The organism is Paraburkholderia bannensis NBRC 103871 (genome assembly GCF_000685015.1).
Classification (GTDB): domain Bacteria; phylum Pseudomonadota; class Gammaproteobacteria; order Burkholderiales; family Burkholderiaceae; genus Paraburkholderia; species Paraburkholderia bannensis.
Genome location: NZ_BAYA01000005.1, coordinates 253,713 through 277,761 on the forward strand (window position 1 = coordinate 253,713; position 24,049 = coordinate 277,761).

Annotated in this window: 24 protein-coding genes; 17 read left to right on the forward strand and 7 right to left on the reverse strand. The window is 63.5% G+C overall.

The features are described 5' to 3' along the window. Window positions 1-18 precede the first annotated feature (18 nt). Window positions 19-642, reverse strand: coding sequence for a VC0807 family protein (locus BBA01S_RS09915; RefSeq protein ID WP_322787815.1), 624 nt, complete (start codon window positions 640-642; stop codon window positions 19-21). 222 nt (window positions 643-864) lie between these two features. Here BBA01S_RS09915 and BBA01S_RS40755 point away from each other — a divergent pair, with 222 nt between their 5' ends. Together BBA01S_RS40755 and BBA01S_RS09925 are read left to right on the forward strand one after the other, a co-directional pair. Beyond that, window positions 865-2,520, forward strand: coding sequence for a GMC family oxidoreductase (locus tag BBA01S_RS40755; RefSeq protein ID WP_042296625.1), 1,656 nt, complete (start codon window positions 865-867; stop codon window positions 2,518-2,520). A 331-nt stretch (window positions 2,521-2,851) separates the two neighbouring features. After that, window positions 2,852-4,246: a purine-cytosine permease family protein gene (locus BBA01S_RS09925; protein ID WP_027816291.1), complete on the forward strand. Its 1,395-nt coding sequence runs from the start codon at window positions 2,852-2,854 to the stop codon at window positions 4,244-4,246. A 43-nt stretch (window positions 4,247-4,289) separates the two neighbouring features. Here BBA01S_RS09925 and BBA01S_RS40760 read toward each other — a convergent pair whose 3' ends face one another. After that, window positions 4,290-4,679 carry a response regulator gene (locus tag BBA01S_RS40760; protein ID WP_042296627.1) on the reverse strand — a complete coding sequence of 130 codons (390 nt, stop codon included), beginning with the start codon at window positions 4,677-4,679 and terminating at the stop codon, window positions 4,290-4,292. 419 nt (window positions 4,680-5,098) lie between these two features. Here BBA01S_RS40760 and BBA01S_RS09935 point away from each other — a divergent pair, with 419 nt between their 5' ends. The 4 genes from BBA01S_RS09935 (at window position 5,099) to BBA01S_RS09950 (ending at window position 8,983) form a co-directional block, all read left to right on the forward strand. Continuing rightward, window positions 5,099-6,766, forward strand: coding sequence for a hybrid sensor histidine kinase/response regulator (locus tag BBA01S_RS09935; protein WP_042296629.1), 1,668 nt, complete (start codon window positions 5,099-5,101; stop codon window positions 6,764-6,766). 130 nt (window positions 6,767-6,896) lie between these two features. Further along, the gene (locus BBA01S_RS09940) at window positions 6,897-7,589 is read left to right on the forward strand and encodes a phosphatase PAP2 family protein (protein ID WP_027816293.1); all 693 of its coding nucleotides are present in this window, start codon (window positions 6,897-6,899) and stop codon (window positions 7,587-7,589) included. Window positions 7,590-7,674: 85 nt separating this feature from the next. Continuing rightward, window positions 7,675-8,532 (forward strand): AraC family transcriptional regulator, encoded by an 858-nt coding sequence (locus BBA01S_RS09945; RefSeq protein ID WP_027816294.1) that lies wholly within the window; start codon window positions 7,675-7,677, stop codon window positions 8,530-8,532. A 43-nt stretch (window positions 8,533-8,575) separates the two neighbouring features. Then, window positions 8,576-8,983: a DUF2000 domain-containing protein gene (locus tag BBA01S_RS09950; RefSeq protein WP_027816295.1), complete on the forward strand. Its 408-nt coding sequence runs from the start codon at window positions 8,576-8,578 to the stop codon at window positions 8,981-8,983. A gap of 152 nt (window positions 8,984-9,135) precedes the next feature. Here the strand turns inward: BBA01S_RS09950 and BBA01S_RS09955 are convergent, their stop codons facing one another. After that, the gene (locus BBA01S_RS09955) at window positions 9,136-10,266 is read right to left on the reverse strand and encodes an MFS transporter (protein WP_245641461.1); all 1,131 of its coding nucleotides are present in this window, start codon (window positions 10,264-10,266) and stop codon (window positions 9,136-9,138) included. A 177-nt stretch (window positions 10,267-10,443) separates the two neighbouring features. Between BBA01S_RS09955 and BBA01S_RS09960 the strand changes: the two genes are divergently transcribed. The 5 genes from BBA01S_RS09960 to BBA01S_RS40765 all read left to right on the forward strand — a co-directional run bounded on the left by BBA01S_RS09960 (window position 10,444) and on the right by BBA01S_RS40765 (window position 13,533). After that, on the forward strand, window positions 10,444-11,259 hold the full coding sequence (locus BBA01S_RS09960; RefSeq protein ID WP_027816297.1) for an AraC family transcriptional regulator: 816 nt from the start codon (window positions 10,444-10,446) through the stop codon (window positions 11,257-11,259). A 46-nt stretch (window positions 11,260-11,305) separates the two neighbouring features. Next, on the forward strand, window positions 11,306-11,521 hold the full coding sequence (locus BBA01S_RS09965; RefSeq protein WP_027816298.1) for a DUF3820 family protein: 216 nt from the start codon (window positions 11,306-11,308) through the stop codon (window positions 11,519-11,521). A 428-nt stretch (window positions 11,522-11,949) separates the two neighbouring features. Further along, entirely contained in the window at window positions 11,950-12,267 is a 318-nt protein-coding gene (gene flhD, locus BBA01S_RS09970) for a flagellar transcriptional regulator FlhD (RefSeq protein ID WP_027816299.1), read from the forward strand. Window positions 12,268-12,288: 21 nt separating this feature from the next. Then, a complete protein-coding gene (flhC, locus tag BBA01S_RS09975; protein WP_027816300.1) occupies window positions 12,289-12,909 on the forward strand; it encodes a flagellar transcriptional regulator FlhC in 621 nt (206 codons plus the stop codon). Between the two features lie 153 nt (window positions 12,910-13,062). Next, entirely contained in the window at window positions 13,063-13,533 is a 471-nt protein-coding gene (locus BBA01S_RS40765) for a hypothetical protein (RefSeq protein WP_156965909.1), read from the forward strand. Between the two features lie 40 nt (window positions 13,534-13,573). On the opposite strand, the gene BBA01S_RS09985 is transcribed toward BBA01S_RS40765, so the two are convergent. Further along, window positions 13,574-14,308 carry a metallophosphoesterase family protein gene (locus BBA01S_RS09985; protein WP_027816301.1) on the reverse strand — a complete coding sequence of 245 codons (735 nt, stop codon included), beginning with the start codon at window positions 14,306-14,308 and terminating at the stop codon, window positions 13,574-13,576. Between the two features lie 281 nt (window positions 14,309-14,589). Here BBA01S_RS09985 and BBA01S_RS40770 point away from each other — a divergent pair, with 281 nt between their 5' ends. The 5 genes from BBA01S_RS40770 (at window position 14,590) to BBA01S_RS10010 (ending at window position 18,290) form a co-directional block, all read left to right on the forward strand. Next, on the forward strand, window positions 14,590-15,567 hold the full coding sequence (locus tag BBA01S_RS40770) for a phosphatase PAP2 family protein (RefSeq protein WP_052391718.1): 978 nt from the start codon (window positions 14,590-14,592) through the stop codon (window positions 15,565-15,567). A gap of 122 nt (window positions 15,568-15,689) precedes the next feature. Beyond that, window positions 15,690-16,772, forward strand: a complete 1,083-nt coding sequence (locus tag BBA01S_RS09995) for a catalase family peroxidase (protein WP_027816302.1) — start codon at window positions 15,690-15,692, stop codon at window positions 16,770-16,772. Further along, complete coding sequence (locus BBA01S_RS10000; protein ID WP_027816303.1) at window positions 16,769-17,320, forward strand: cytochrome b; 552 nt, start codon at window positions 16,769-16,771, stop codon at window positions 17,318-17,320. The genes BBA01S_RS09995 and BBA01S_RS10000 overlap by 4 nt, the downstream gene beginning before the upstream one ends. Window positions 17,321-17,557: 237 nt before the next feature. Continuing rightward, window positions 17,558-17,896, forward strand: coding sequence for a superinfection immunity protein (locus BBA01S_RS40775; RefSeq protein WP_042296636.1), 339 nt, complete (start codon window positions 17,558-17,560; stop codon window positions 17,894-17,896). Window positions 17,897-17,984: 88 nt separating this feature from the next. Beyond that, the gene (locus BBA01S_RS10010) at window positions 17,985-18,290 is read left to right on the forward strand and encodes a hypothetical protein (protein ID WP_027816304.1); all 306 of its coding nucleotides are present in this window, start codon (window positions 17,985-17,987) and stop codon (window positions 18,288-18,290) included. A 32-nt stretch (window positions 18,291-18,322) separates the two neighbouring features. Here the strand turns inward: BBA01S_RS10010 and BBA01S_RS10015 are convergent, their stop codons facing one another. Further along, window positions 18,323-19,624, reverse strand: coding sequence for an aspartate aminotransferase family protein (locus tag BBA01S_RS10015; RefSeq protein WP_027816305.1), 1,302 nt, complete (start codon window positions 19,622-19,624; stop codon window positions 18,323-18,325). A gap of 113 nt (window positions 19,625-19,737) precedes the next feature. Between BBA01S_RS10015 and BBA01S_RS10020 the strand changes: the two genes are divergently transcribed. Further along, window positions 19,738-20,595, forward strand: a complete 858-nt coding sequence (locus BBA01S_RS10020; protein WP_027816306.1) for a LysR family transcriptional regulator — start codon at window positions 19,738-19,740, stop codon at window positions 20,593-20,595. A gap of 17 nt (window positions 20,596-20,612) precedes the next feature. On the opposite strand, the gene BBA01S_RS10025 is transcribed toward BBA01S_RS10020, so the two are convergent. Next, entirely contained in the window at window positions 20,613-21,593 is a 981-nt protein-coding gene (locus BBA01S_RS10025) for an aliphatic sulfonate ABC transporter substrate-binding protein (protein ID WP_027816307.1), read from the reverse strand. 23 nt (window positions 21,594-21,616) lie between these two features. After that, window positions 21,617-24,040, reverse strand: coding sequence for a TonB-dependent receptor (locus BBA01S_RS10030; RefSeq protein WP_245641462.1), 2,424 nt, complete (start codon window positions 24,038-24,040; stop codon window positions 21,617-21,619). Window positions 24,041-24,049: the final 9 nt, after the last annotated feature.

The following is a 24,049-nucleotide window of genomic DNA, read 5'->3' on the forward strand; positions in this document are numbered from 1 at the left end:
GGCGTGGGCTTGGCGCGCTCAGGTCTGCCGCTTCAGATACGCGTGCCGGTACAGGATCGTCCAGATCGTTAGCGCACCATAGACGCCATATCTGACCAGGGCGTCGTCACGCCCCGGACTGTCGATCATCGCGCCCACCAACCACGCCCGGATCGCGTTCTCCCCCACCAGGCCCAGGCCCCACACAGCGGTCATGAGGCGGATCGAGTTCACGAGCGCCGGACGCGTCTGCCACATCTCGTCGAATTCCCGTTCGCGACCTTGCCGCTCGCGCGCCAGCGTCGAGCGCGCGAGGTAAAACACCAGCGGGCGATGGAGCGCCAGGGACAGCAAAAACAGCACGCCGATCAAGCCGCCGATCAACGGCTCACGCGTTTCGCGCAACCAGAGCCCGGCGGGCGACGCCAGCAGGAGCAGCGACATCGCCAGGCCCGCCAGCACGATGGCGCTTAGCGCATCGAAGTGCCGCCAGCGCACGAAATCGAAGCCGATCCAGGCCAGCAACGGCAGCGCCGACGCGATCAGCGCACCCTCCAGCCCCCAGCGAGGCAACGCCAGCCGATACGCCAGCATGGGCAGCGCCACGTTGACGGTGAACGCCAGAACGTACCGGGCGGACGGAATCATTTGGGCAGCACGCAATGAGATCTGCGCCGATAGTAGCGCGAAGCAGCATGGAGGCGACGTTCAAAGCGTACGCACCGTACGCCCCCTCCCCTCGAACCAGTTTTTTCCTCATTACCAACCACAAAAAACATCGTTTCGCGATTTTTTTGTGCTGAAGAAAATCCGCGATACAGCAACGGCCGATTCCGGCGCTGCGGTGCAACGGCGGAACAAGCCCCGAAAAACAGAGGAAAAAGCATGTCAGGTGAAAACACGGCTATCGATAGTACGAGCGCCTTCGACTATGTGATCGTGGGCGCGGGCTCGTCAGGCTGCGTGCTGGCGAACCGCCTGAGCGCGGATCCCAACGTGAGCGTGTGCCTGATCGAGGCGGGCAGCCACGACCGCAATGTGCGGATCCAGACGCCCGCCGGCACCATCACGCTCTACAAGAGCAAGAAGTACAGCTGGAATTTCTTCTCGGCGCCCCAGAAGAACCTCAACGGCCGCAGCCTGCATACGCCGCGTGGCAGGGCGCTGGGCGGTTCAAGCTCGATGAACAGCATGATCTATATTCGCGGCCACGCGAGCGACTACGACAAGTGGGAAGCAGCGGGCTGCGAGGGTTGGGGCTGGAAGGACGTGCTGCCGTATTTCCGCAAGTCCGAGAACAACCGCCTCGCGCAGGATCCCGGCTTGCATGGCGTGACCGGCGAGCTTTACGTCGATGCGCCGCGCGACCCCAATCCCGTGTCGAACCTCTTCGTGAAGGCCGCCGAGCGCGTCGGCATCAAGCGCAACAACGATTTCAACGGGCGGCAGTTCGAAGGCTGCGGCATCTACAACGTCACGCAAAAGGACGCGAAGCGCCTGTCCAGCTACCGCGCGTTCGTTGCACCGGTCAGGGAGCGGGCGAATCTCACGGTCGTGACCGATTGCGCGGTGCAATCGGTCATCCTCGAAAACAAGGTCGCCAAGGGCGTGAAGGTAATCGTGGGCGGCGCGGCGAAGTCCATCGTCGCGCGCCGTGAAGTCATCCTCAGCGCCGGTGCGCTGGGCACGCCGCAGCTTCTGCTGGCGTCGGGCATCGGGCCGAAGGACGCGCTCGAACAGGCAGGCGTCGAGGTTCGCCACGATCTGCCGGGCGTGGGCAAGAACTTGCAGGATCACCTCGACGGACTCGTGACCGTGCGCTCGAAAAGCCCTAAAACGCTGGGGTTTTCGCTCGCGTCGCTGCCCAGCGTGATCGCCGCGCCGCTGCGTTACGTGTTCGGCCAGAAGGGCTGGCTCACAACCAATTACGTGGAAGCGGGCGGCTTCGCGCGCACGCCGCTCTCGCCCGACCTGCCCGACGTGCAGTTCCACTTCGTGCCTGGTTATCGCAGCCATCGCGGCAGGCTGTTCGAATGGGGCCACGGTTACGCCGTCCATACCTGCGTGCTGCGCCCTAAAAGCATCGGCGAGTTAAAGCTCAATGCCAGCGGCCAGCTCGTGATCGATTTCAATTTCCTGTCGAATCCCGAGGATGGACGCGTGCTCGTGGAAGGCCTGAAGCTGGCGCGCAAGATCCTGGCCGATCCCGTATTCGACGAGATTCGCGGCAAGGAAATGCTGCCCGGCAAGGCGGTGCAAACCGACGAACAGCTCTGGGCCTATATCCGCGACTATGCGGCCACGGTGTTCCATCCGGTGGGCACCTGCAAGATGGGCGTGGACGCCATGAGCGTTGTGAGCCCCACGAGCCTGAAGGTGCAAGGGATCGAAGGCCTGCGCGTCGCGGACGCGTCCATCATGCCTACGCTGATTAGCGGCAATACCAACGCGCCGTGCATCATGATCGGCGAGCGCGCCGCCGACATGATCCTGCATGGCGAGCGTGCCCACGACGCGGCAACGCAAGGCGCGATCGGCTAAACCGGCTAGATCGCGCAGGCGCAGCTTGCAAAGCATTGCCAATGCAAGCCGCGCCTTTCTGGTGCATGACGGATCGCTGCGCCCGCAGCGAACGCGAATGGCAACGTCCAGCGTCGCCTAAAGTCTGTTCTTTTCCCGAGAAAATCGCTAGAACGCGCTGGATTGCGCGTGGAATCCGGCCGGCCGCATGCCCGGTCGCGGTGCGGCTATGCACCATATTGCCAAGCCAGAAAAAAGCTATGCAAGGGCAAGCTATTTCGTTCTTTCGTCATCCTTTTTGTTGCTGAACAGTGTCGGTGTTATCGAACAGCGCCACTCAGAAGGAGACCCCATGGCTGAAGATACTCTTGCTCGCCTGGAGCAAAGCACCATCCAGCGCATACCGCGTTCAGAGCGCCACGGCAAGGCGAGCGACCTGTTTACGATCTGGTTCGGCTCGAACATCATGATGCTCACGATCGTGACCGGCGCACTGGCCGTGACCGTGTTCAAGCAGCCGTTCTGGTGGGGCGTGCTGGGCATCGTCATCGGCACGCTGGTCGGGGCCGTTTTCATGGCGCTGCATTCGGCCCAGGGCCCGCAGCTTGGCGTGCCGCAAATGGTGCAGACGCGCGGCCAGTTCGGCTCGCTCGGCTCGCTGCTCGTGGTCGCGCTCGTCGTCATCATGTACCTGGGATTCTTCGCGTCGAATCTCGTGCTGGGCGGCCAGGCGCTCGCCAGCCTGACGCCCGCCGTCACGGTCAATAACGGCGTGCTGGTGGTCGGTGCGTTGAGTCTTGTCGCCACCATCTTCGGCTACAACCTGATTCACGCCTATACGCGGCTCATGACGTGGGCCTCCGGCCTCGTGCTCGTGCTGACGTTTGCCTGGATCATTTTCGTGCACGGTCTGCCTGCCGACTTCTTTGCGAAGAACACGGCCAATCTCACGGGCTTTCTCGGCACGATTTCGGTGGCGGCGCTCTGGCAGATTGCGTATGCGCCGTACGTCTCCGATTATTCGCGCTATATGCCCGAAGAAACCGGCGCACGCACCGCATTCTGGTCGAGCTACTGGGGCTGCTCGCTGGGCTCCATTTTCCCGATGGTGCTGGGCGCGATGGTGGGGTTGCTCGTCAGCGACGGCGACGTCGTCAACGGCCTCACGAAGGTCACGCACGGCATTGCGCCGCTCGTCGTGATCGTGCTGTCGGTCGGCATTGCCGCGACCAATGCGATGAATCTTTATTGCGGCACGTTGTCGACCATCACGATCTTCCAGACGCTGTTCCCGAACTGGCAGGCAAAGGCACGGGCACGCGCGATTACGGCCGTCATTCTCTTTAGCATTTCGCTGCTGATCGCCTTGTTTGGCCAGAGCAACTTCCTGGTCGAATACACCAACTTCATTTTGCTGCTGCTTTATGTGCTGGTGCCCTGGACGGCAGTGAACCTGATCGATTATTACCTCGTCTGTCACGGCGAATATGACGTCGATTCGTTTTTCCGCGCAGACGGCGGCGTGTATGGCCGCTTCAACGGCAAGGCGATTTTCGCTTACGTGTTCGGGATCGCGGTGCAGTTGCCGTTCGTCGCCACGGACATGTATACCGGCCCTGTTGCGAAGATGCTCAATGGCGCGGATCTTTCGTGGATCGTGGGTCTCGTGCTGACGTCGGCGGTCTATTACGCCGCCTGCAAATTGTTTGGCGCAACGACGCAGATGCGTCGCGCCAAGGCCGTATAAGCCGTTACGTCGCCGGGCGGTTGCAGAGCGAGTCCTGCAACCGCTAGTGCGAGCGGCCGACGGGATTGCCGATCGCGCGAAACGGATCGGCGCGCAGCAGGCGTCGCGTCGTTTCCCGGAGTTGCTCCACGTCGAGCGGCTTGCGCAAATAGCAGTCGTAGCGCACAAAGGCCGGCGGGCTGTATTCGCCGGACACGAGAATCACGGGCAGCGACGCGATGCTGGCCCGATCGCGAATCCTTTCGCATAACGTGCCGCCCGACATGCCGGGCATGCGCAGATCCGTAATCACCGCATCCACCGCGCCATCGTTCAGCATGGCCCAGGCCGCCAGGCCGTCCGCAGCAGCAAGAATCTCGAACTCATCCGAAAGCGCCACGGTCAGCGCGCTCAATAATGCGGAATCGTCGTCAACGAGCAGTACACGTGTCATGATGCGCCGGCAGGGCACTGCCGTTAGAAAAGAGGCAACTGCAAGGGCAAGCGGGAAATTCAACCAGGAGATTCAACCGGAAGATTCAATCTGCTGAGGATTGTAGTCCCGCCGCGCGAAACCTGGCGGATTCCCGCCTGATGCACTGCATCAAGTGCCAGCGCTGTCCGCGCGGGTGCGATCGGCTAAAATTGCGAACGATGGTTTGAGTACGGTTTGAATCCAGCGGCACCTGGAAGGCATTTATAAGGGTGCCAACAGGATGCCAGCAAGCTGCCGAAAACGGGCGGACGAGTGGACTCTCAAGTCACCCTCGGCACCCATACTCGCCGTCGAAACCTGCATGAGCGTGCGCTTGATATGCAGGCCCAATTTCCGCCGGTTGAACACGGCATGACCCGGTCTCGCGCGACCCGTCCATGTTGCCTGCCCCTGCCAAGTATTCGCTGACCGATATCCATACCCGCCCCGCCCGCGAGCCGGACTGGCGTGCGCAGTCGCGCGCCCTGCTCGGGCTGGCCGCGTTGCAGCCGGAATCGCGCGAGGCTCTGCTTGCAGGCGTGGCCGATGCCGCCCTGAGCCTGTGCTGCGCCGCATCTGCGGGCATCAGCCTCCCCGAAGTCGCCAGCGGCAGCCCGGTGTTCCGCTGGCACGCGATCGCGGGACGGCTTGCGGCGCTGCAAGGTCAGGCCGTGCCCGCCGACGATTGTCCGTGCGCCTTCACGCTCAATGGCGGCAAGCCGCTGCTGTTCACGTCGCTGCTCGACGATTTTCCGGCGCTGGCCCCCTCGTGCGCGGGCGTACAGGAGGCGCTCATCGTGCCGGTCATCCGCGACGGCCACAACGTTGCGGCTCTGTGGGTCGCCTCGATGGACGACACCTGCCGGTTCGGGCCGGAAGACGAACGGGTGCTGCTCGAACTCGCGCAGGTTGCCGGCGCGTCACTGGAAATGGCGGGCGCGCGCGATTTCAGCCGCCGCGAAACGCAGCGCTATTCCGAAGTCATTGCGGTGTTGGCCCATGAGTTTCGCAATCCGCTGGGGCCGCTGGAAAACGCCATCGACGGGCTGCGCCGCCTCACCTCCGAGCAGTCCGCGCAATGGCCATTGCTCAACGTGGCGCAGCGCCAGGTGCTGCACCTGAAGCGCCTGATGGACGAGTTGCAGGACGCCGCGCGCCTCGATCACGACAAGCTCGGGTTGAACCTGTCCGAGGTGCGGCTCGACGACGTGATCGCGGACGCGCTCGCCTCGGTTCAGGAGCGCGTGAAGGCGCATCGTCATACGCTCACGGTGAGCGGACTGAGCGGCGACATTCGCTTCGTCGGCGACCAGGTCAGGCTGGTGCAGGTGGTGGCCAATCTCCTGTCGAATGCGGTGCGCTATACGCCCGACGGCGGCCGCGTCGAACTGTCCATTGCGCGTGCGCAGCATGAGGCCCGCACGCGGCTGGAAATCGCGGTGCGCGACAACGGTATCGGCATCGATGCGGCGTCGCTGCCCCGCCTGTTCGAGCCGTTTTCGCAGTTCTCCAGCGCGCGGCCGCGTCAGGAGGGCGGCTTCGGCATCGGGCTCAGCATCTCGCGCAAGCTGGCCGAGCTTCACGGCGGGACGTTGACGGTGACGAGCGAAGGCGCGGGCAAAGGGACGACGGCGCGCCTGTCGCTGCCCCTGCAAACCGCCGAGGCGGCGGCGCTGCCCGTGGCGCGCTGCGCGACGGCGGCCCCCGCACAGATCCTGATCGTCGACGACAGCGAGGACGCGCGCTTTGCTCTCGCCACGCTGCTCGACATGGACGGGCACTACGTCAAGACGGCAAATAGCGGCGAAAGCGCATTGAGAATCTTCGAAAGCTGGACGCCCGATCTGGCACTCGTCGATCTGGGCATGCCCGGCATGGACGGGCTGGAACTGGCGCAAAGGTTGCGCACGCACCCTTCTCGCGCGGGCTTCAAGCTGGTCGCGTTGACGGGGCGCGTATCGGAGCAGGAGCAACGAGCGGCGCTCGATGCGGGATTCGATGCGCACCTGGCCAAGCCGGTCGATATGGAGCAGGTTCGCGGCATGTTGCCCGCGCGCGAGGACTGAGCGAACGCGCGATTCATGCGACGAAAGGCCTGTGCGGTAACAGTTGTCAGTGAAAGTAAGCACGCGGAACGCGGTACTTTTCGTCGGCTATCCTAGGCCCCGACGTGAATAGCGCAAGTTTCCGCAGATGATCAATAGCTTCGATTCTTCAATCGAGACGTGGTTTTCCAGCCTGTATTCAGGCCCCCTGACGACGGGCGCCATCGAAGGCGTCGCCGACCTTTACACCTTCAAGGGCCTCGTGCTCATTCCGCTGCTGTGGTGGATGTGGTTCCAGCAGGACGAGCGCCGCACGTGGCGGCGGGAAATGACGATTGCCACGCTTTTCAGCGGGCTCGCGGCGCTCTGCGTGGGACGACTGCTGACACACTGGTTGCCGTTCAGGGTTCGCCCGATCTATAGCGCCGAACTTCATCTGCATTTCGCCGGCAGCAATATCAAAGACGCACTCCTGACCAGCTGGAGTTCGTTCCCAAGCGATCACGCGATGCTATGGATGGCGGTCGCCACCGGAATATTCTTCGCGTGGCGCAGCGTCGGCGTACTGGCGATGCTCTATACCGTGGTGTTTATCTGCATTCCGCGGGCTTTTCTGGGCTATCACTACCCGACCGATCTGCTCGTGGGCGCCGCCGTCGGCATGGTCATCGCCTGGATCATGACGCGCGACGCGATCCGCGCGTGTTATGCATCGGCGGTGCTGCGCTGGATCGAACGCTTCCCGGGCCCATCGGCGATGCTGGCTTTTGTGCTGTGCCTTGAACTCGTGACCCAGTTCGACGAGCTTCGCACGCTGGCTATCGTTGCACTCAAGCATGCGTGAGCGGTGCGAGGCGGTGTAATCTACGCGCTCCCGCCAAACCGAACATCAAGCGCCCGTGATTTCCTGTGCCCGGCCTGATTCAGTCATGACAAGCGCAACCGTGGTCAACGAACGGGCCGATCACTGGCTCGTCGCCCGCCGCGATGCGCAGACCGGAATCGAAGCGCTGCGCGCGCATTTCAGCGGCCATGCCTACGATCCGCACGATCACGACGACATGTTGATCGGCTACACCGAGCAAGGCGTGCAACGCTTCCAGTGTCACCACTCCCTGCACACGAGCGTGCCGGGCCGCGCAATCCTGATCGAGCCGGGCGCGCTGCACGACGGCCATGCGCCGCAGGAAGGCGGCTTCACTTACGCGATGTTGTACCTGCCGCAAGCGTGGGTCGAGCACGCCACGCGCGAGCTGAACCTGCCCGGCATGCGCGGCGTCGAGGCATCGTTCAGCCATACGCTGGTGGACGACCGCGTCCTCGTCGATGCGATCCAGGCGGCTTTTTTCGCCATTCACCACGACGAAGGACGGCTCGCGCGCGATCAGGCGCTCGATCACCTGCTGACGAAATTGAGCGGCCAGTTGCGCGATGCGTCGACGCCCGACCGCCTGGCAGCGCCGCTCGCCGCCCTGCGCGTGCGCGATCTCCTGCACGCCCAGATGGAAGGCAATATCGGCCTCGATGAACTGGCCAGCGCCGCCGGCGTCGACCGGTTCCGGCTGACGCGTCTTTTCAAGCGCAGCTTCGGCACCTCGCCGCACGCGTACCTGGTGCGCCTGCGCCTGCGCGCTGCGCGTCGATTGCTGGCGGGCGGCCACCGGCCCGCGCAGGTGGCGGCGATGGTCGGTTTCGCCGACCAGAGTCATCTGGGCCGCTGGTTTTTGCGCGCTTACCGCATGACGCCCGCCGCCTACCGGCAGATGTGCACAAACGTTCCAGACTGATCGCCGCGGATCGCGCACCATGAGCGTTCAAGGAGGAACACTCATGTTCGACACCAAAGTAGCGCTGATCGTGCGAGACGACCTGGCCGTCTGGCAAAAACTCAATGTCGTCGCATTTCTCGCGACCGGCGTGGCAGCGGCGATACCGCACGCCCTGGGCGAGCCCTACGAAGACGCCAGCGGCCGGCAGTACGGCCGCATGCTGGGCCAGCCGATGCTCGTGTTCGCCGCCGATCTGGCGGGCCTGCAAGCCGCGCATCGGCAGGCGCTCACGCGCGAGCTCGACATCGTGCCGTATGTGCACGCCATGTTCTCGACCGGACACGACAGTGCGAACCGCGAGGCGTTTCGCGCCCAGGACGCGGCCAACCTGGATTTCGTCGGCCTGGCGCTGCACGGCGCGAAAAAAGCCGTGGACAAGGCCGTGAAAGGGCTCGCGCTGCATGGTTGATCCGCGAACCGGCGTGCCCGTATTGACGGCCAGCCAGCCGTGCCAGGCCTCCACTCTCCCGAATGCCTTGCGCAAGCATTATCGTGGCGCATTCGGGCTAATAGACGATAACGGCAGGGATACGGGGGCTTTAAGGGCGCTTCAAGAGTGCTTTATGAAGACTTCAAGCGGCTCTTGAGCATGGGCGTGAGCACCAGCAACGCCAGCGACGCGGCCACCAGCAATCCCCAGGAGGCGTTAAAGGTGCCCGTCTTGTCGCGCAGGAAGCCAAACGCAAACGGCCCCAACGCGGCCACCAGGTAGCCGATGAACAGCATGAACGCGCTCCAGCTACTGGCTTCGCGATGGTTGTGCGTATTGTCCAGCGGCAGCGTCATGGCCAGCGCGAAGCAGGTGCCCTGCCCGAGCGCAATCGCAATCACCGGCACCGCGCCGGACACGCCGGGCCAGAGCCAGAGCATTGCCGCGCCCGCCATCGACAGCACGGCGGCGGCCGCGAGCCAGCCGCGACGGTCTTGCGTATGTTGCGTGAGGAACCCCGACGCGAAACTGCTGAGCGCGATCATGGCCGCGAACAGCCCCAGATTGACGCCGGAGCTCAAGCCGTTGATCTGCATTTCGCGGCTGCTTTCGCCTACCCACGCAAAGCACGCGTAGCAGATGAACTGGCTGATGCCGAAGTAAGCCGCGATCAGCCAGGCTCGCGCACTGCGCAAGGGCGACTGCCCGGCTTCGCGCTCCACGGCATGAGCGCCTGAGGCTGTCGCCGGATAGGCGGCGCTCAGTCGCCGCCAGCTCACGATCGCTAGCAAGCAGACCGCCGACCAGATGCCCGCTGCGAGACGCCAGTCGCCTTGCCGTTGCGCGAGATACTCGCTGCCGACGGCCGCCATCGTTGCGCCGATGCCCAGGCCCGCCGCGTAAATCCCCATGAAAAACGCAGCGCGATCCGCGAAGTGGCTCTTGATCCATCCACCGATCAGCGGCCCCGAAATCGCCACGCCCATGCCGACGAACAGCGTCGACAGCAGCAGGCTCGCGGTCGACCCCGCCAGCGCGCGCGCCAGCAACGCCACGCCCAGCAATGCCAGCGAAAAGAGCACGACGCGGTCGCTGCCGAAACGACGCGCGATCCGCGGCACGAAAATAGCAAAGAGTCCCATGCAAATATCGGGTATCGCGGTCAGCGACGCACCTTGTGCATGGCGCAGGTGGAATTCGGCCTGAATCGAATGAATCAGCGGCCCAATCGACACAATGCCTGGCCGCAATGACAATGACATAATGAATAAGCCCGCAGCAGCGGCCCATTCGATGGATTTCGATCTCTGTTGCACATTGGCTGACATCTGACGCTCCATGGTTCATCCCGCACGCTTGAATCCGACTTGAATCCGACGTGAATCCGCCGTGAATCCGATGCCCCATACTAATATCGACATCGCCCAGCAAGGTTTTGCATGAATGCCAGAATTCGTCGCCAAAGTGACACATCGAAATCCGCCGGGCGCAGCGAGGATTACCACGACTATCAGGACGTGCCCCGGGTCATCACGGCGTTCGCACGCGACCATGCAGCGGGCAGCTACAACGTCCCGCACAGCCACCCGCGAGGCCAGCTCCTTTACGCCAGCAAGGGGCTGATGAAGGTGTCCAGCGACAACGGCATCTGGTTTATCCCGCCGCAGCGCGGCTTATGGATTCCGGCGGGCATCGTGCACGACCAGGCGATGCTCACCGAAACATGGATCCGCACGATCTATGTTTCGCCGAAGCAGGCACGGCAATTCGGCTCGCGCGTGAAGGTCATCGAAATCGACACGCTATTGCGCGAACTGATCCTGGCCTTGATGGAGCAACCGATGCTCTATCCGCAGAACGTCGCGAACAGGAGCATCGTTGCGCTCATTCTTCACAAGCTCCAGCATTCGCGCTCCGTGCCGATTGAGATACCGTGGCCGCGCGATCGCCGTCTTGTTTCGATCTGCGAACGGATTATCGAGGCGCCCGCCGATGCGCAGACCATCGAGCAATGGTCGAAGGTAGCCGGGGCGAGTTCGCGCACGCTGATACGCCTTTTCATCAAGGAGACCGGCATCACGTACCGGCAGTGGACACAGCAGGTGCGCCTCGCGCACGCGCTGATCATGCTGGAGGCAGGCAAGCCCATCAACCGGATTGCCGGGGAACTGGGATTCGACAGCCCCAGCGCGTTTTCTGCCATGTTCAGGCGCATCGTCGGCACGGCGCCGCGCGACTATCTGAAGCGCGCCTGAAGGCGTGGACGCAACACATGCGGAAAACCGTGCACAATACAGCCCCATGCAAACCGCAGACCTCGAACGCCTCGTCACCCTCGCCATGCCCTTCGGCAAATACAAAGGGCGGCTGATCGCCGACCTGCCCGGGCATTACCTCAACTGGTTCGCGCGCGAAGGCTTCCCGCCCGGCGAGATCGGCCGCCTGCTCGCCTTGATGCAGGAGATGGATCACAACGGCTTGCGCGACCTGCTCGCGCCGCTGCGCAAGCGCGACTGATGCGCAGGCGCGTAACACAACCGGATTCACAATCGCTCAATCCGGCATTACGAATATCGGCTAAGTGGCATTGATCATTGCCATTGGCGAGGCATTGCTAATTCCTTCGCTATTCAGAATGACTAAGGTTCAAACATCACTTGAAATCCGCTATCGGAAGACATGACCGCTCGCCTCCGACCCGATAAAAAATTCCGATAACGACCTTTAAAGCAAGGCTAATGATCGATTAAAGAAATCAATTCGTATGAATATTGACCAGGAGGACGTGAGCGGACTACCCTGAATTGGCAAACTTCTACTAAGCGCTTGTTCCATTGGCCTTCATCCGGCCCGCATCAAGCAAAGTGTGAACCGCTGAAGTGGGCTCCGCTGTGGGATATGCGTTTAGCGTAGTCGTTGGTGTCCAGCGATCGAGGCTAAAAACCATGAACTCTCTCGACTCTCAGGAAAGCATTCGCGAAGTGAACCTGTCGTATCTGATGCTGGCACAGCGCATGTTGCGCGAAGACCGGGCCATCGGTATGTTCCGCCTCGGGCTGGCCGCTGAAATCGCCGACATTCTCATGGGCCTGTCGCTCGCGCAGGTCATCAAGCTAGCCTCCTCCGATCATCTGCTCTGCGCATTCCGGTTCAACGACCAGATGCTGCTGTCCGCGCTCACGCAGCCGGCCAAACACGTTGAAATCGCATCGACTCACGCCGCCATCCTGATGGCGGGCCACCCTGTCGAACTCCTCGTCTAGGCGCGATACGTCATGAACACAATGACCCGCAAGAGCGTCACCGAAGATGCGCAGGAAGTCTTTCGCGCAATTGCACTGATCGAACTCGGCGCGCGCATGCAGGTGCTCGAAAGCGAATTGTCGCTGTCGCGCGACCGGTTGATTCGCCTTTACCGCGAGTTGCGCGGCGTGTCGCCGCCCAAGGGCATGCTGCCCTTCTCCGCCGACTGGTACATGCCGTGGCTGCCCAACATTCACGCGTCGCTTTTCTTCAATACGTATCTGTTCCTCAGGAAAGAAGCGAGCTGCTCGCATCTCGATGCGCTGACCAAAGGCTACCGGCTGTATCTGGAGCACTGCACACGCACCGAAGCCATGCCCGTACTCGACCTGACGCGCGCCTGGACGCTCGTGCGCTTTTTCGAAGCCGAAATGCTGCAACTGACGCCTTGCTGCCGCTGCACGGGCAAATTCATCGCGCACAAGCACGACTTGCAGAAGGGCGTGGTGTGCGGCGCGTGCCAGCCGCCGTCGCGCGCGGGCAAGACCCGGAAAGCGGCACGCGCGGTGGTGGAAGCCGTTGCTGCGGTCGCAGCGGGCGCGCAGGAGGCGAGCGCCGTGTCGGACGAGGCCGTGAACGAGGTGACGATTCAGGCGGCTTGAGGGCGAGCGTGGCGAAGTGAGGACGAAAAAGGGGAACGGTGCGTGACGCGCAGGCGAACCGTGGAACCCTAGGGAAAACCCTCACTCCACCTCTTCCCGACGCCGGTCGATATCGCGGGTATCCGTGTGATTCGCACACGCCGGGAGCCACCGATGAAAGTCCGCCTGTTAATTGCCTCTGTCGTTTGCGCTGCAACCTGTGCGGGCGCTGCGTCGGCGTTCGCGGGAACGTCGGGCGCTTTGTCCGATGACGACAGCAGCACGGTGTTCTCGTCGGTGAAACTGACCTCGCTTCAGGACATTGGCGGCAGCGCGAAGCTCGACGCAACCACCGCGCCGACGGCATCCGTGGGCGCGGACGTGCTGCGCGGGGCGAGCGGCAACGTGGGCGTGAACCTGGCGGCCGGGGCGCTCAACGCGCAGGCCAACCAGCTTGTGGTGGCCACCACGTCGCAAGCGGAAATCGTCACGCAGCAAAACGTGCATGCGGTCGTGAAGATGCTCAGCGGCAGCGCGAGCGCCCAACTCGGTGCGGGCGCACTCGCCGGCGCGAGCGGCAATATCGGCATCAATATCGCTGCCGGCGCAGGCAATGCGCAGTCGAATGCGTTGATCGTGCATTGACCCGCGGGCCATCAGCGGCCAGCAGGCAGCGCCTGCGCTTTCAGCAATACCCTGTTCGCAACGCCTTTTCCCAGTCGGGCCGCTGATTCGACGCGGCCACGTTTGCGGCCTCGTTCCAGTCGTACTCGACGGCTCTAAACTCGACGTCCCACTGTGCCCCTCGCTTCGTGACGATCGCGTAGCGAGCATGCGGAGAGCCCGCTTCCATGCGATGCGGGAATGGATGCGCGTCCTCGTAGGCGGGCAAGCCGACACTGCCGGGATTGACAATCAGCCGCCCGTCATCCAGTTGCACCGATCGTTGCAGATGCGTGTGTCCGCACAGGATCAGTGCGGCCCGTGCATCGCCCGCGCGGCTTTCGACTTCGGCGCGCGTCGCGATGCGGCAACCGCTTTGCGTCACCGTTTCAAGGAAATAATCGAGGTCGCTTGAGGGCGTGCCATGCACGAGCAGCACGCCGTCGACAGGGCGCAACGTCACGGGCAGGTCGCGTAGCCAGGCCATTTGAGCGGCGCTCAAGGCGTGATGGGCAAAACGGTCGGACGGCCCCATGCGAGCGGGATCGCCAGCCAGCAGTTGCCGTTCGTGATTGCCCTTGATCGTCGGCAGGCCGAGCGCCATGAGCCGGTCGGCCGTTTGCGACGGATAGAGCGCGCCGGAAAGAATGTCGCCAAGATTGACGATCATATCGACGGCCTGGCTGCGCGCATCGTCCAGCACGGCGTCGAGCGCGGCCAGGTTGCCGTGGACATCTGAAACGGCGGCGATTTTCATGAGGCTCATAAGGGCTGCGTTTGAAACCGGGAATGATCGTCTGCGCCTGAAGCTTCGCCTGGTGTCGAACCTGGCGACGGGCCGGCAATGCGCCGGCATCGAATCGGCATCGAATCGGCACGTCAAATCCGCCATACCTTACAAAGGCAATATCTTGATGCTATCGTTTGAACGATTATAAAAAATAGCCGTCCAGACCAACACATTTCAAATCAAGTCTGCGAACGATTTCCGGGGACGCCAGCCAATGGCACGAAAACGCTTGATGCAAAATATTCCCAATGAATACGTTGAGACCACGTTATGAGGCCCATGACAAGTTTGCTTCGCGCTATCTATACGCCTGGCCCGGCCTGCACTGGGTCTGCGCATCGGTCACGCTCATCGCTGTACTCATCGCATTCGACGTCGCTGCCTTAAAGCTCAGCGGCTTTAACATCGTCGTGGCGGGACAATGGAAGCTGATTGCCATTAACCTCGAATACGTCGGTTTTCTATGCGCAATCAGTCAAGTCAAACGATATGCTGCGCTATGGAAAGCAATCCGGCTACGACGCTGGATTGTCGCGCTGCTCGGCATCGCCTTCATGCAAGTTTTCCTGGCAGCATCGATGACGCTGCAATCCCTTGCCGTTGCCTTCAACGCCCCGCTCGTCGACAACGCGCTCATCAGCTTTGACCATCGCATCGGGTTCCACTGGGATCACCTGGCGGCCTGGTACGAACGGCATCACGACATCAAGGCTATTTCGGAATACCTGTATCTTTTCTGGGCCCCGCAGATCATTTTCACGTTAGTGATTCTATCGATAACGAATAGAAATCTCGATCTGGCCGAATTCATTTTTCTATTTTCGCTGGTCACGATTGCATCGATTGCCATTTCGGCATTTTTTCCCGCATCGAATCCGTACTTCCATTACAGGATCGCCGATCCATACGGCACGACGCCCTGGTCGCAGTTTTATCCACTGAGAGACGGGACACTGCGAAGCGTCGATCTGTCGTTCAGTCAGGGACTCGTGTCGTTCCCCTCCCTGCACGCGGCGGCCGCCGTGTTATTCGTCTACGCCATACGTCATATCAAAGCGCTCTTTTTCGTGTCTGTCGCGGTGAACACTTTGATGACCGTGGCCGCGCTTCACGACGGCGCTCACTATCTTGTGGACATTCTCGCGGGAATAGCGCTTTCGGCCGGCGCCGTTGGCCTGGTCAGGTGGGCCGCCCGGAGCAAGACCGCATCGCCGTCACTGGCCTGAGCGGTCGCGGAACGCCCTCGTCACCCTCGCGGCAGAAATTCTTTATGCTTTCGCAAAGTCCCCAGCAGAGCCCATGCAGCAGAATCCAATAACGCAATAAAGCATCGCCCCACGAGGTTTCCATGTCAGACCGAAACGGTTCCAAGGATTCCAATGGTTCGTCAGCGGGCAACAACGCGCGTTCGCTGGCGCTGATCGCCGCCATCGTGGCGGTTCTCGTCGTCGCTTTCGCCTATACCGCCGGCTGGCTCACGCCGGGGCGCATCACGCCCGCCAAGGTGGTCAACGGCCTCGCGCCGCCGGGCGGCCCCGCGCTCGGCTTCCGGCGCAACCACGCCAAGGGCATCTGCTTCACGGGCACCTTCGAAGCCAACGGCGCCGCCGCCGCGCTCTCCAAAGCGCCGATGTTCGCCGCCGGTTCGTATCCCGTGACGGGCCGCTTCAACCTGGCCACCGCCGACGCCAAAGCCGCCGACGCCACCGTGCGCGTGCGCGGCATGAGCCTGCGCATCGTCGCGCCCGACGGCAGCGACTGGCGCACGGCGATGATCGACGCGCCGTTCTTCCCGGTCGCCACGCCCCAGGCGTTCTACGCACTGCTCCAGGCTGCGGGCAACAAGAAAGACCCCGACGCGATGAAGCAATTCATCGGCGCGCATCCGGAATTCGCGGCCTTCGGCGCATGGGCGGGCAGCGCGCCGTGGACGGCGTCCTATGCGCAGGAGCGCTACAACAGCCTCAACAGCTTCGTGTTCACCAATGCCCAGGGCGAAGACCACGTCGTGCGCTGGTCATTCGTGCCCGCGCAGCAACCGGAGCCCGTCTCGCCTGATTCGCTCAAGCAGCGCGGCGACGACTTCCTCGCCACCGACATTACGGATCGCGTGCACGCCGGGCCGCAACGCTGGACGATGGTGGTGACCGTGGCCGACCCGGGCGACCCCACCGCCGACCCCAGCAAAGCCTGGCCCGACGAGCGCCGCAAGGTGGAAGCGGGCACGCTGGTGGTCAGCGCCATCGAGCCGGAGCCGGACGGCCCGTGCCGCGACCTGAACTTCGACCCGACCGTGCTGCCCGCGGGCATCCACGTCTCCGACGATCCGTTCCCCGCTGCACGCTCCGCCGCCTATTCGGTCTCGTTCAACCGCCGCACCGCGGAGGACAAGGACTATCCGCACACGCCCCCCGAAGGAGCGAAGCCATGACGCCGAGCCACGCCCCTGAAGCCCCTGAAGCGCGCTTTTCCCCGCTGCAGCGCGCCCTGCACTGGATCATGGCCATCTGCATCCTGTCGATGCTGTTTATCGGCGTGGGCATGGTCTCGACCATCCGGCCCGATTACCTCACGCTGGTGTCGATCCACAAACCGCTTGGCGTCGTCATCCTGGTGCTCGCGCTGATCCGCCTCGTCACGCGGCTCGTCAAGGGCGCGCCGCCGCTGCCCGCCGACATGCCGGAGCCGATGAAACTGGCCGCCCGGCTCTCGCATCTGGCCTTCTACGTGCTGATGATCGCGCTTCCGCTGATCGGCTGGGGCATGCTGTCGGCGGCGGACTATCCGGTCGTGGCGGCGGGCATCCGGCTGCCCGCGATCCTGCCCCATAGCAACGAATTGCACTCGATGCTGTGGAACGCGCACCGCTTCCTCGCGCTGTGTTTCTTCGCACTGATCGTCGTGCATCTGGCGGCGGCGCTGTTTCATGCGCTCGTGCGACGCGACGGCGTGTTCCAGGCAATGTCGCCCTGGCGTTAAAGCGCGTCTTGAAGTGCTTTAAATCGATTTAAGGGGCGGATTGAATCCATTTCAATTCGCCCCTTTCGTTTATCGAAACGGTCAGCGCCGATCGCGATTGTTTTTCCCAGCGCAACTCTGATTTCGTTCTATTAGCATTGTTTTTCGATAGCAACGTTCTACACTCCCTCAATCGCAATTGCGACGCCCTCAAGACAGGTGCTTCGCGAGATTGCTGCTTAATCCGGAGGTGTAGTCATGTTGCAGATCCTCGAAGGCGCCGCAGCCATTGCCGCTCTGAGCCTTTATCTGATTCCGTCAATCGAAGCCGACGCACGCAACCACAGCGACGCGCTGGCCATCACGCTGGTCAACATCCTGCTGGGCTGGACGATCGTCGGCTGGTTTGCGGCGCGCGCCTGGGCGCATCGCCGTCGGGACGATCGCCGGCTTGCACGTGCGGGCCGCAAGTTCCGCAGCCTGGCCGGCCGCATCACCAGCCAGAAGATCGTCGATCACGTGAAGCTGCGCGCGCTCCAGGAAGCCCGCAACAAGACGAGCGGCAATCGCCGCATCGCCACCGGCCTCTACTCATAAAATAATGCCGGGCGGCTACGTGACCGCCCGGCCTGTCTGTTTATCCCCAATACGAAGTTAAAAAATGCTGTCGAATACACCGTTGTCGATGTCCCCCCGTTCGCTTTTCCGTCTGTTCGCTTCCCTGTTCGCCACCGCTTCGGTCTTGTCCGCCTGTGCGTCGGCGGGCGACGTCACCGCCACCGGCAAGGACGGCGTCTATATGGTCACCGCTTCCGCAGCGGGCGGCAGCCTCGCATGGGCGCGCGCGCACCGCCGCGCCCAGGCCGAAGCCACCGACTACTGCGCGGCGCGCGGAATGCAGACGAGCTTCGCCGCAGAGAGCCGGCAAGGCGTGGAAGCCCTCGCGGAACAGGATTCCGTACTGCGCTTCCAGTGCAACCCGAAGTTTTAAAGCCGCCGCTTTAAAGCGGGTTCAAAGTCGCTTTAAAGCGAGCGCTTGATTGCCTCGTCGAGCAGCGACAGGCCGAGGTCGATTTCCGCCTCGCTCACCGTCAGCGGCGGCGCGATGCGGAACACGCCGCCCATGCCCGGCAACTGCACGATGTTCATGCTCAGGCCCAGGTTCATGCACTCGCGCGTGATCTTCGCGCCAAGGCCATCGGCGGGCGCTTTCGAGCGCCTGTCCTTCACGACTTCCATGCCGAGCAACAAGCCGCGCCCGCGCACGTCGCCAACGCACTCATAGCGCTCCATCAGGTCGAGCAGGCCGCGCCGCAGGCGCTCGCCCATCACGTTCGCGCGGGCGACCAGCCCTTCGCGCGCCACCACATCGAGCACGCGCAGCCCCACGGCAGCGGGCAGCGGATCGGACACGTGCGTCGTGTAGAACAGATAGCCGCGCTCGTGAGCCTGCTCCTCGATCTGCGCCGACGTCACGACCGCCGCGAGTGGCAGCCCCGCGCCCAGCGTCTTGGAGAGCGTGAGGATGTCGGGCGTCACGCCATCGCGCTCGAAGGCGAACATCGTGCCCGTGCGGCCCACGCCCGTTTGCGCCTCGTCGAGGATCAGCAGCATGCCGCGCTCTTCGCACTTGCGCTTGAGTGCCGCCAGATAGCCGGGCGGCAAATCGATGATGCCGCCCGAACTCAGGATCGGCTCGGCGATAAAGGCCGCGAGATTGCCGCTCGACTGCCGGTCGATCAGGTCGAAGGCGTAGTCGAGTTCGGCGAGATAGTCGTAAGCGCCGCCGCGCTCGAAACGCGGCCGGTAGGTAAACGGCGCGGGGATCGCGAACGAACCCACCGCCGCGGGGCCCACGCCCTTGCGCCCCGCGCTGTAGGTCGCCGACGCCGCCGCGCCCGTCATGCCGTGCCACGACTGCGCGAAGCCCACGATTTCATATTTGCCGGTGACGAGCTTCGCCATGCGGATCGCGGCCTCGTTCGATTCCGCGCCCGTGCTCAACAGCAGCGCGCGGTCGAGGCCCGGCGGCGTGATGTCGGCGAGGCGCGTGGCCAGCTCGACCACGGGCCGCGAAAGCATGCCGCTGAACAGGTGGTCGAGCCGCCCGGCGTACTCGCGGATCACCTCGACGATCTCCGGATGGCTGTGGCCCAGCACGGCGCTCATCTGGCCCGAGGTGAAATCGAGAATCGCGCGATCGTCGGCGTCGTAGACAAAACTGCCCTGCGCTCGCTCGATGATCATGGGCTCGAAAGTGCCGCCGTAGCGGATCAGGTGTTGCCTGGCGTTGCGCCAGAACGTTGCGTCGTCGTTGCGGGACACGGCCTTCTCCTCGTGAATGGCGGCATGTCTGGCAGTCTAGGACGCGCTCTGCATTTACAAAATCGAATAGTATTAATGGGAGCTAGAAGCAACGCTAATACCTGGAGCCGCCTGTGAGCCGCGTACTCGAAATCGACCTGCTGCGTTCGTTTGCCGTGATTGCCGAAGTGCGCGCGCTCAGCCGCGCCGCCGAGCGCATCGGCCGCACGCAGTCCGCGCTGAGCCAGCAGATGAAGCGGCTCGAATCGATCGTCGACCAGCCGCTGTTCCAGCGCACCGGGCGCGGCGTGGTGCTCACGCATCCGGGCGAACGCCTGCTCGTGCACGCACAGCGCATGCTGCGGCTGCATGACGAGGCGATGGCCGACCTGAGCGGCACGGGGCTGAGCGGCAGCCTGCGCTTCGGCTGCCCGGACGATTACGCCACCGTTTTTCTGCCCGCCCTGCTGCGCCAGTTTTCGAGCCAGCATCCTCACGCGCTCGTGGAGGTGGTGTGCGCGCCCACGCCCCGGCTGATCGACCTGCTCGACAAGCGCGCTGTCGATCTCGCCATGATCTCCCTGCCCGACGCGGCGCCCGGCGAAGACCTGATTCGCCGCGAGCAACTGGTGTGGATCGGCTATCCGGGCCTCGACCCAACGCACTTCGATCCGCTGCCGCTGGCCCTTTCCGATGCGGACACGCTCGACCACATCGCCGCCTGCGCAGCGCTGCAAGGTGCGGGCCGCGCGTGGCGCATCGCCTGCGCAAGCAGCAGCCTGTCGGGGATGATCGCGCTGGTGCGCGCGGGGCAGGCGTTCGCGGTGATGACGCAAACGGCCGTGCCGTCCGATCTCGCGACGCTCAACGGCGATCCGGCGTTGCCGCCGTTGCCCGCTGTCGGCATCACCGTGAAGTTCAGCCGCAAGAGGCCGTCGCAACTGGCGGCGGCGTTTGCGGAACATATCCGCGCGGTGCTGCCGGTGCTATAGCGCTTCTGTAGCGCGCGCTACCGCGCGCCGATTTTCACCGGCGCGGCAATCGCATTCACCGTCACGGCATGCGGAATCAGATGCTGCGTCGCGAACACATCGGCGATGCGCTGCTGGCTCGCAAGAACTGGCGCATCGAGCGGCAGGATGCCAAAACGCGAGCGCGCGAGAAAGCTCGTCACGATGGCGGGCGGCACGCCGGTTTCGCGCCCGATCAATTGCGCGGTCTCGTCGCGATGCGCGCCGACCCACGCATCGCCGTCCGCCACCGCGCGCAACACCGTCTCGACGATATCGCGGTGCGCGTGCACGAAATCCGGCGCGCCCAGAAAGAAGCTGTACGGCTGCGCGATGCCCGAGGCATAGTCGGCGAGCGTGCGCGTCGGCTCCGCCGCCTGCACCACGGCAAGGTACGGATCCCAGATGGCCCACGCATCGACGTGACCGCTATCGAACGCCGCGCGCGCATCGGCAGGCGAGAGAAACACCGGCTTGACGTCCTCATAGCGCAGCCCCGCCTGCGCGAGCGCGGCCACCAGCAGGTAGTGCGAACTGGAGCCGCGCGCGAGCGCCACCGTATGCCCCTTGAGATCGGCCACGCGCTTGAGCGGCGAGCCGCTGCGCACGATCAGCGCCTCGTTGTGCGGCCCCGCCGGTTCCGCCGCGAGATAAACGATGCGGCTGCCCGCGGCCTGCGCGAAGATCGGCGGCGGCGCGCCCGTATAGCCGATGTCGATCGAGCCCGCGTTCATCGCTTCCAGCAAGGGCGGCCCGGCTGGAAACTCCGTCCAGCGCACCGCGTAGCCCTTCGCCGCGAGCGCGCTGTCGAGCGTGCCGCGCGCCTTGAGCAGCGTCAGCGGCGTGCCCTTCTGGTAACCGATATTCAGCACCGCCTGCGTCGATGCCGTTGCGGGCGCAACCAGTCCGGCCGAGACCATCAGCGCGACAAAAAAGGCCGCGACCCGGGCGCGGGAAAACGTCTTGATGAACGACTGCATGAACGCTGCCCTCCCAATGAAAATCAGAAAAAGTCCTTGCGCAACTGAATGCCGAAGTAGCGGTCGGCGTCACGCGGCACGCCTATCGTCACGTAGCCAGAACCCGTCGCCATCACGCTCACATAGGACTTGTCGAGCAGGTTCTTGCCGATCAGCGCCACACGCCAGCCGTTGTCGAAATTCAGCGCCACGCTTGCGTTGAGGATGCCGTAGGCGCCTTGAATCGTGTTCGGCGACTGGGCCAGGTCGTATTGCACGCGGCTTTGCCAGAAGTAATTGGCATACAGCTCCAGCTCCGGGCCAATCGGCAAAGGATGGCGATAATCGGCGGAAATATTGGCCTTGAAGGTCGGCGAGAACGGCAGCGTCTTGCCATTCACGTTGCAGCTCGCCTGCGCGCCGACGGGGCAATTGAACTCGTCGATATGCGCATCGGTGAAGGCAAGGCCGCCAGTGAGGCTCAAGCCGCGCAACGGGCGCGCGCCCAGGTCGAGTTCGACGCCGCGCGTCGAGACCGTGCCCGCGTTGATGAGGCGCGTGACGACCTGCCCCGCCACCGTGTCGTAGTAATTTGCCTGGTAGTTCTGATAATGCGTGTCGTACAGCGCGATATTGGCCGTATAGCGATGATCGGGCGTCTGCATCTTCGCGCCGATTTCGTACGAGTTCGACTGTTCCGGACGCAGCGCGGGCGTATCGCGCTGCTGCATGTTGAAGAAGACGTTGAAGGCCGGCCCCTTGTAGCCATGCGAGTACATCGCGTACAGCATGACGTCGCGCGTGAGGTCGAATTCGAGTCCCGCGCGGCCCGACAGTCCGTTCGCGCTCGTCCAGCCCGACGACGCAAATGACGGGTTGATTCCCGATACCGCCGCCGCCGACGTCGACGTGCGCTCGAAGTCATAGCCCACTTCGTCGTGCGTCACGCGCAGCCCGGTGATCGCGCGCAGGCGGTCAGTCAGGTGAAACGTGCCTTCGCCGTAGGCCGCGAAGCTGTTGGTGAGCGTGCCGAACACCGCGTCGCCGGTCGTGTGCGTGAGCGTCGACGATCCCGCGTAGCAGGGCGTGAGGCCGCTCACGATGCTCGCCGACGTCGAGTTCGTGCAGGTCGTCACCGCGCGGTTGTAGTGCTCGTTGTCCTGCGTATGCAGCGCATAGACACCGGCGACGTAATCGAAGAAACCGCCTTTCGGCGAAGCGAGCCGCAATTCCTGCGACAGTTGCGTGAAGCCCAGGTCGCCGCGATCGTTCGAACTGGGAATCTGCTGATAGACCTGCGGCACCCAGGCTTCGTCGGTGCGCTGGCGGTTGAGCCACTGCCGGTACGCCGAGATCGACGACAGCGTGTAGCCGCCGCCCAGCTTCCAGTCCACCTGCGCGGAGACGCCCCAGTTGGTGTCTTCCACCGAGGGCCCATACGGGTAGTTCACTTCGCGGTTCTGCAGGCTCGGCACCACGGGCGAGAGCGCCGCTGCGTAGATCGAATTCGTCGCCTTGCCGATCACGCCCGCCGCGTACGAGTCATGCGCGTACATGTAGTCGGCGATGACGGTGGCCTTCACATTGCTGGACGGCGTAAAGACGAATTTCGAGCGGAAGCCCTTGTGGTTGTATCCGTTGATCTCCTCGCCGTTGTAGACGTTCTTGACGTTGCCGTCGTAGCGGCCATAAAGCGCGGTGAACGATCCCGTCAGCAGTCCCGGCAGCAGGGTGCCTTCCACGCCCGCGCGCACGCGTTGTTCGCCGCCCTGGTAGAACTGCGTGTCGATATAGCCGCTCGGCTGCTTCGCGGGGTCGCGCGTCACGATGTTGATGACGCCCGCCGTCGCGTTCTTGCCGAACAGCGTGCCTTGCGGCCCGCGCAGCACTTCCACATGATCGACGTCGAGCAGGTCGAGCGTCGCCTGGCCGGGGCGCGCGTAGACCACCCCGTCGATGACGGTGGACACCGAAGGCTCCACGCCCGGCGAGGTCGAATTGGTGCCCACGCCGCGGATCGTCAGCGTGGTGTCCTTGCTCGACAGCGACGGCTTGAACGTGAGTTCGGGCACGGCGGTCACGAGCGACTGCACGGTGTTGTTGCCCGCGCGCTCCATCTCCGCGCCGCTGACCACGGTGAGCGCAATAGGCACCTTCTGCGCCGATTCGTTGCGGCGCGTGGCCGTGACGGTGACCGTCGGCAATTCAGTGCGTCGGGTCGCATCCGCCGACGACGCCGCTACGGCGGGTGCGGCGCTATTCGCGCTGTTCATGTTGTCCGCCGCGTGTGCTGCGGCAACGCTCGCCGCGCAAAGGGCGCTCACGATGAGCTTCTGGCGCGTGAGCGGCACGCGGGTACGCGAAGAACGATGGCGAAAAGTGCGTCCGGACTGCGGGCGCTCCGTGCGGTTCTGGATCATGTGGTTGTTGTTGTCGTCGAAGAGTGTTGTTGTTCTGTGTCGCTGCATGTTGTTATG

Bases quoted from the DNA above. Each gene is read 5' to 3' on its own strand.
- flhD (WP_027816299.1), top strand. From the start codon at position 11,950: ATGAACTCTCTCGACTCTCAGGAAAGCATTCGCGAAGTGAACCTGTCG.
- BBA01S_RS09965 (WP_027816298.1), top strand. From the start codon at position 11,306: ATGCAAACCGCAGACCTCGAACGCCTCGTCACCCTCGCCATGCCCTTC.
- BBA01S_RS09960 (WP_027816297.1), top strand. From the start codon at position 10,444: ATGAATGCCAGAATTCGTCGCCAAAGTGACACATCGAAATCCGCCGGG.
- BBA01S_RS10025 (WP_027816307.1), bottom strand. From the start codon at position 21,593: ATGCAGTCGTTCATCAAGACGTTTTCCCGCGCCCGGGTCGCGGCCTTT.
- BBA01S_RS10030 (WP_245641462.1), bottom strand. From the start codon at position 24,040: ATGCAGCGACACAGAACAACAACACTCTTCGACGACAACAACAACCAC.
- BBA01S_RS10010 (WP_027816304.1), top strand. From the start codon at position 17,985: ATGTCCCCCCGTTCGCTTTTCCGTCTGTTCGCTTCCCTGTTCGCCACC.
- BBA01S_RS09945 (WP_027816294.1), top strand. From the start codon at position 7,675: ATGACAAGCGCAACCGTGGTCAACGAACGGGCCGATCACTGGCTCGTC.
- BBA01S_RS40760 (WP_042296627.1), bottom strand. From the start codon at position 4,679: ATGACACGTGTACTGCTCGTTGACGACGATTCCGCATTATTGAGCGCG.
- BBA01S_RS09935 (WP_042296629.1), top strand. From the start codon at position 5,099: ATGTTGCCTGCCCCTGCCAAGTATTCGCTGACCGATATCCATACCCGC.
- BBA01S_RS09955 (WP_245641461.1), bottom strand. From the start codon at position 10,266: ATGTCATTGTCATTGCGGCCAGGCATTGTGTCGATTGGGCCGCTGATT.
- BBA01S_RS40755 (WP_042296625.1), top strand. From the start codon at position 865: ATGTCAGGTGAAAACACGGCTATCGATAGTACGAGCGCCTTCGACTAT.
- BBA01S_RS09925 (WP_027816291.1), top strand. From the start codon at position 2,852: ATGGCTGAAGATACTCTTGCTCGCCTGGAGCAAAGCACCATCCAGCGC.
- BBA01S_RS40765 (WP_156965909.1), top strand. From the start codon at position 13,063: ATGAAAGTCCGCCTGTTAATTGCCTCTGTCGTTTGCGCTGCAACCTGT.
- flhC (WP_027816300.1), top strand. From the start codon at position 12,289: ATGACCCGCAAGAGCGTCACCGAAGATGCGCAGGAAGTCTTTCGCGCA.
- BBA01S_RS09950 (WP_027816295.1), top strand. From the start codon at position 8,576: ATGTTCGACACCAAAGTAGCGCTGATCGTGCGAGACGACCTGGCCGTC.
- BBA01S_RS10000 (WP_027816303.1), top strand. From the start codon at position 16,769: ATGACGCCGAGCCACGCCCCTGAAGCCCCTGAAGCGCGCTTTTCCCCG.
- BBA01S_RS09995 (WP_027816302.1), top strand. From the start codon at position 15,690: ATGTCAGACCGAAACGGTTCCAAGGATTCCAATGGTTCGTCAGCGGGC.
- BBA01S_RS09985 (WP_027816301.1), bottom strand. From the start codon at position 14,308: ATGAAAATCGCCGCCGTTTCAGATGTCCACGGCAACCTGGCCGCGCTC.
- BBA01S_RS40775 (WP_042296636.1), top strand. From the start codon at position 17,558: ATGTTGCAGATCCTCGAAGGCGCCGCAGCCATTGCCGCTCTGAGCCTT.
- BBA01S_RS40770 (WP_052391718.1), top strand. From the start codon at position 14,590: ATGAATACGTTGAGACCACGTTATGAGGCCCATGACAAGTTTGCTTCG.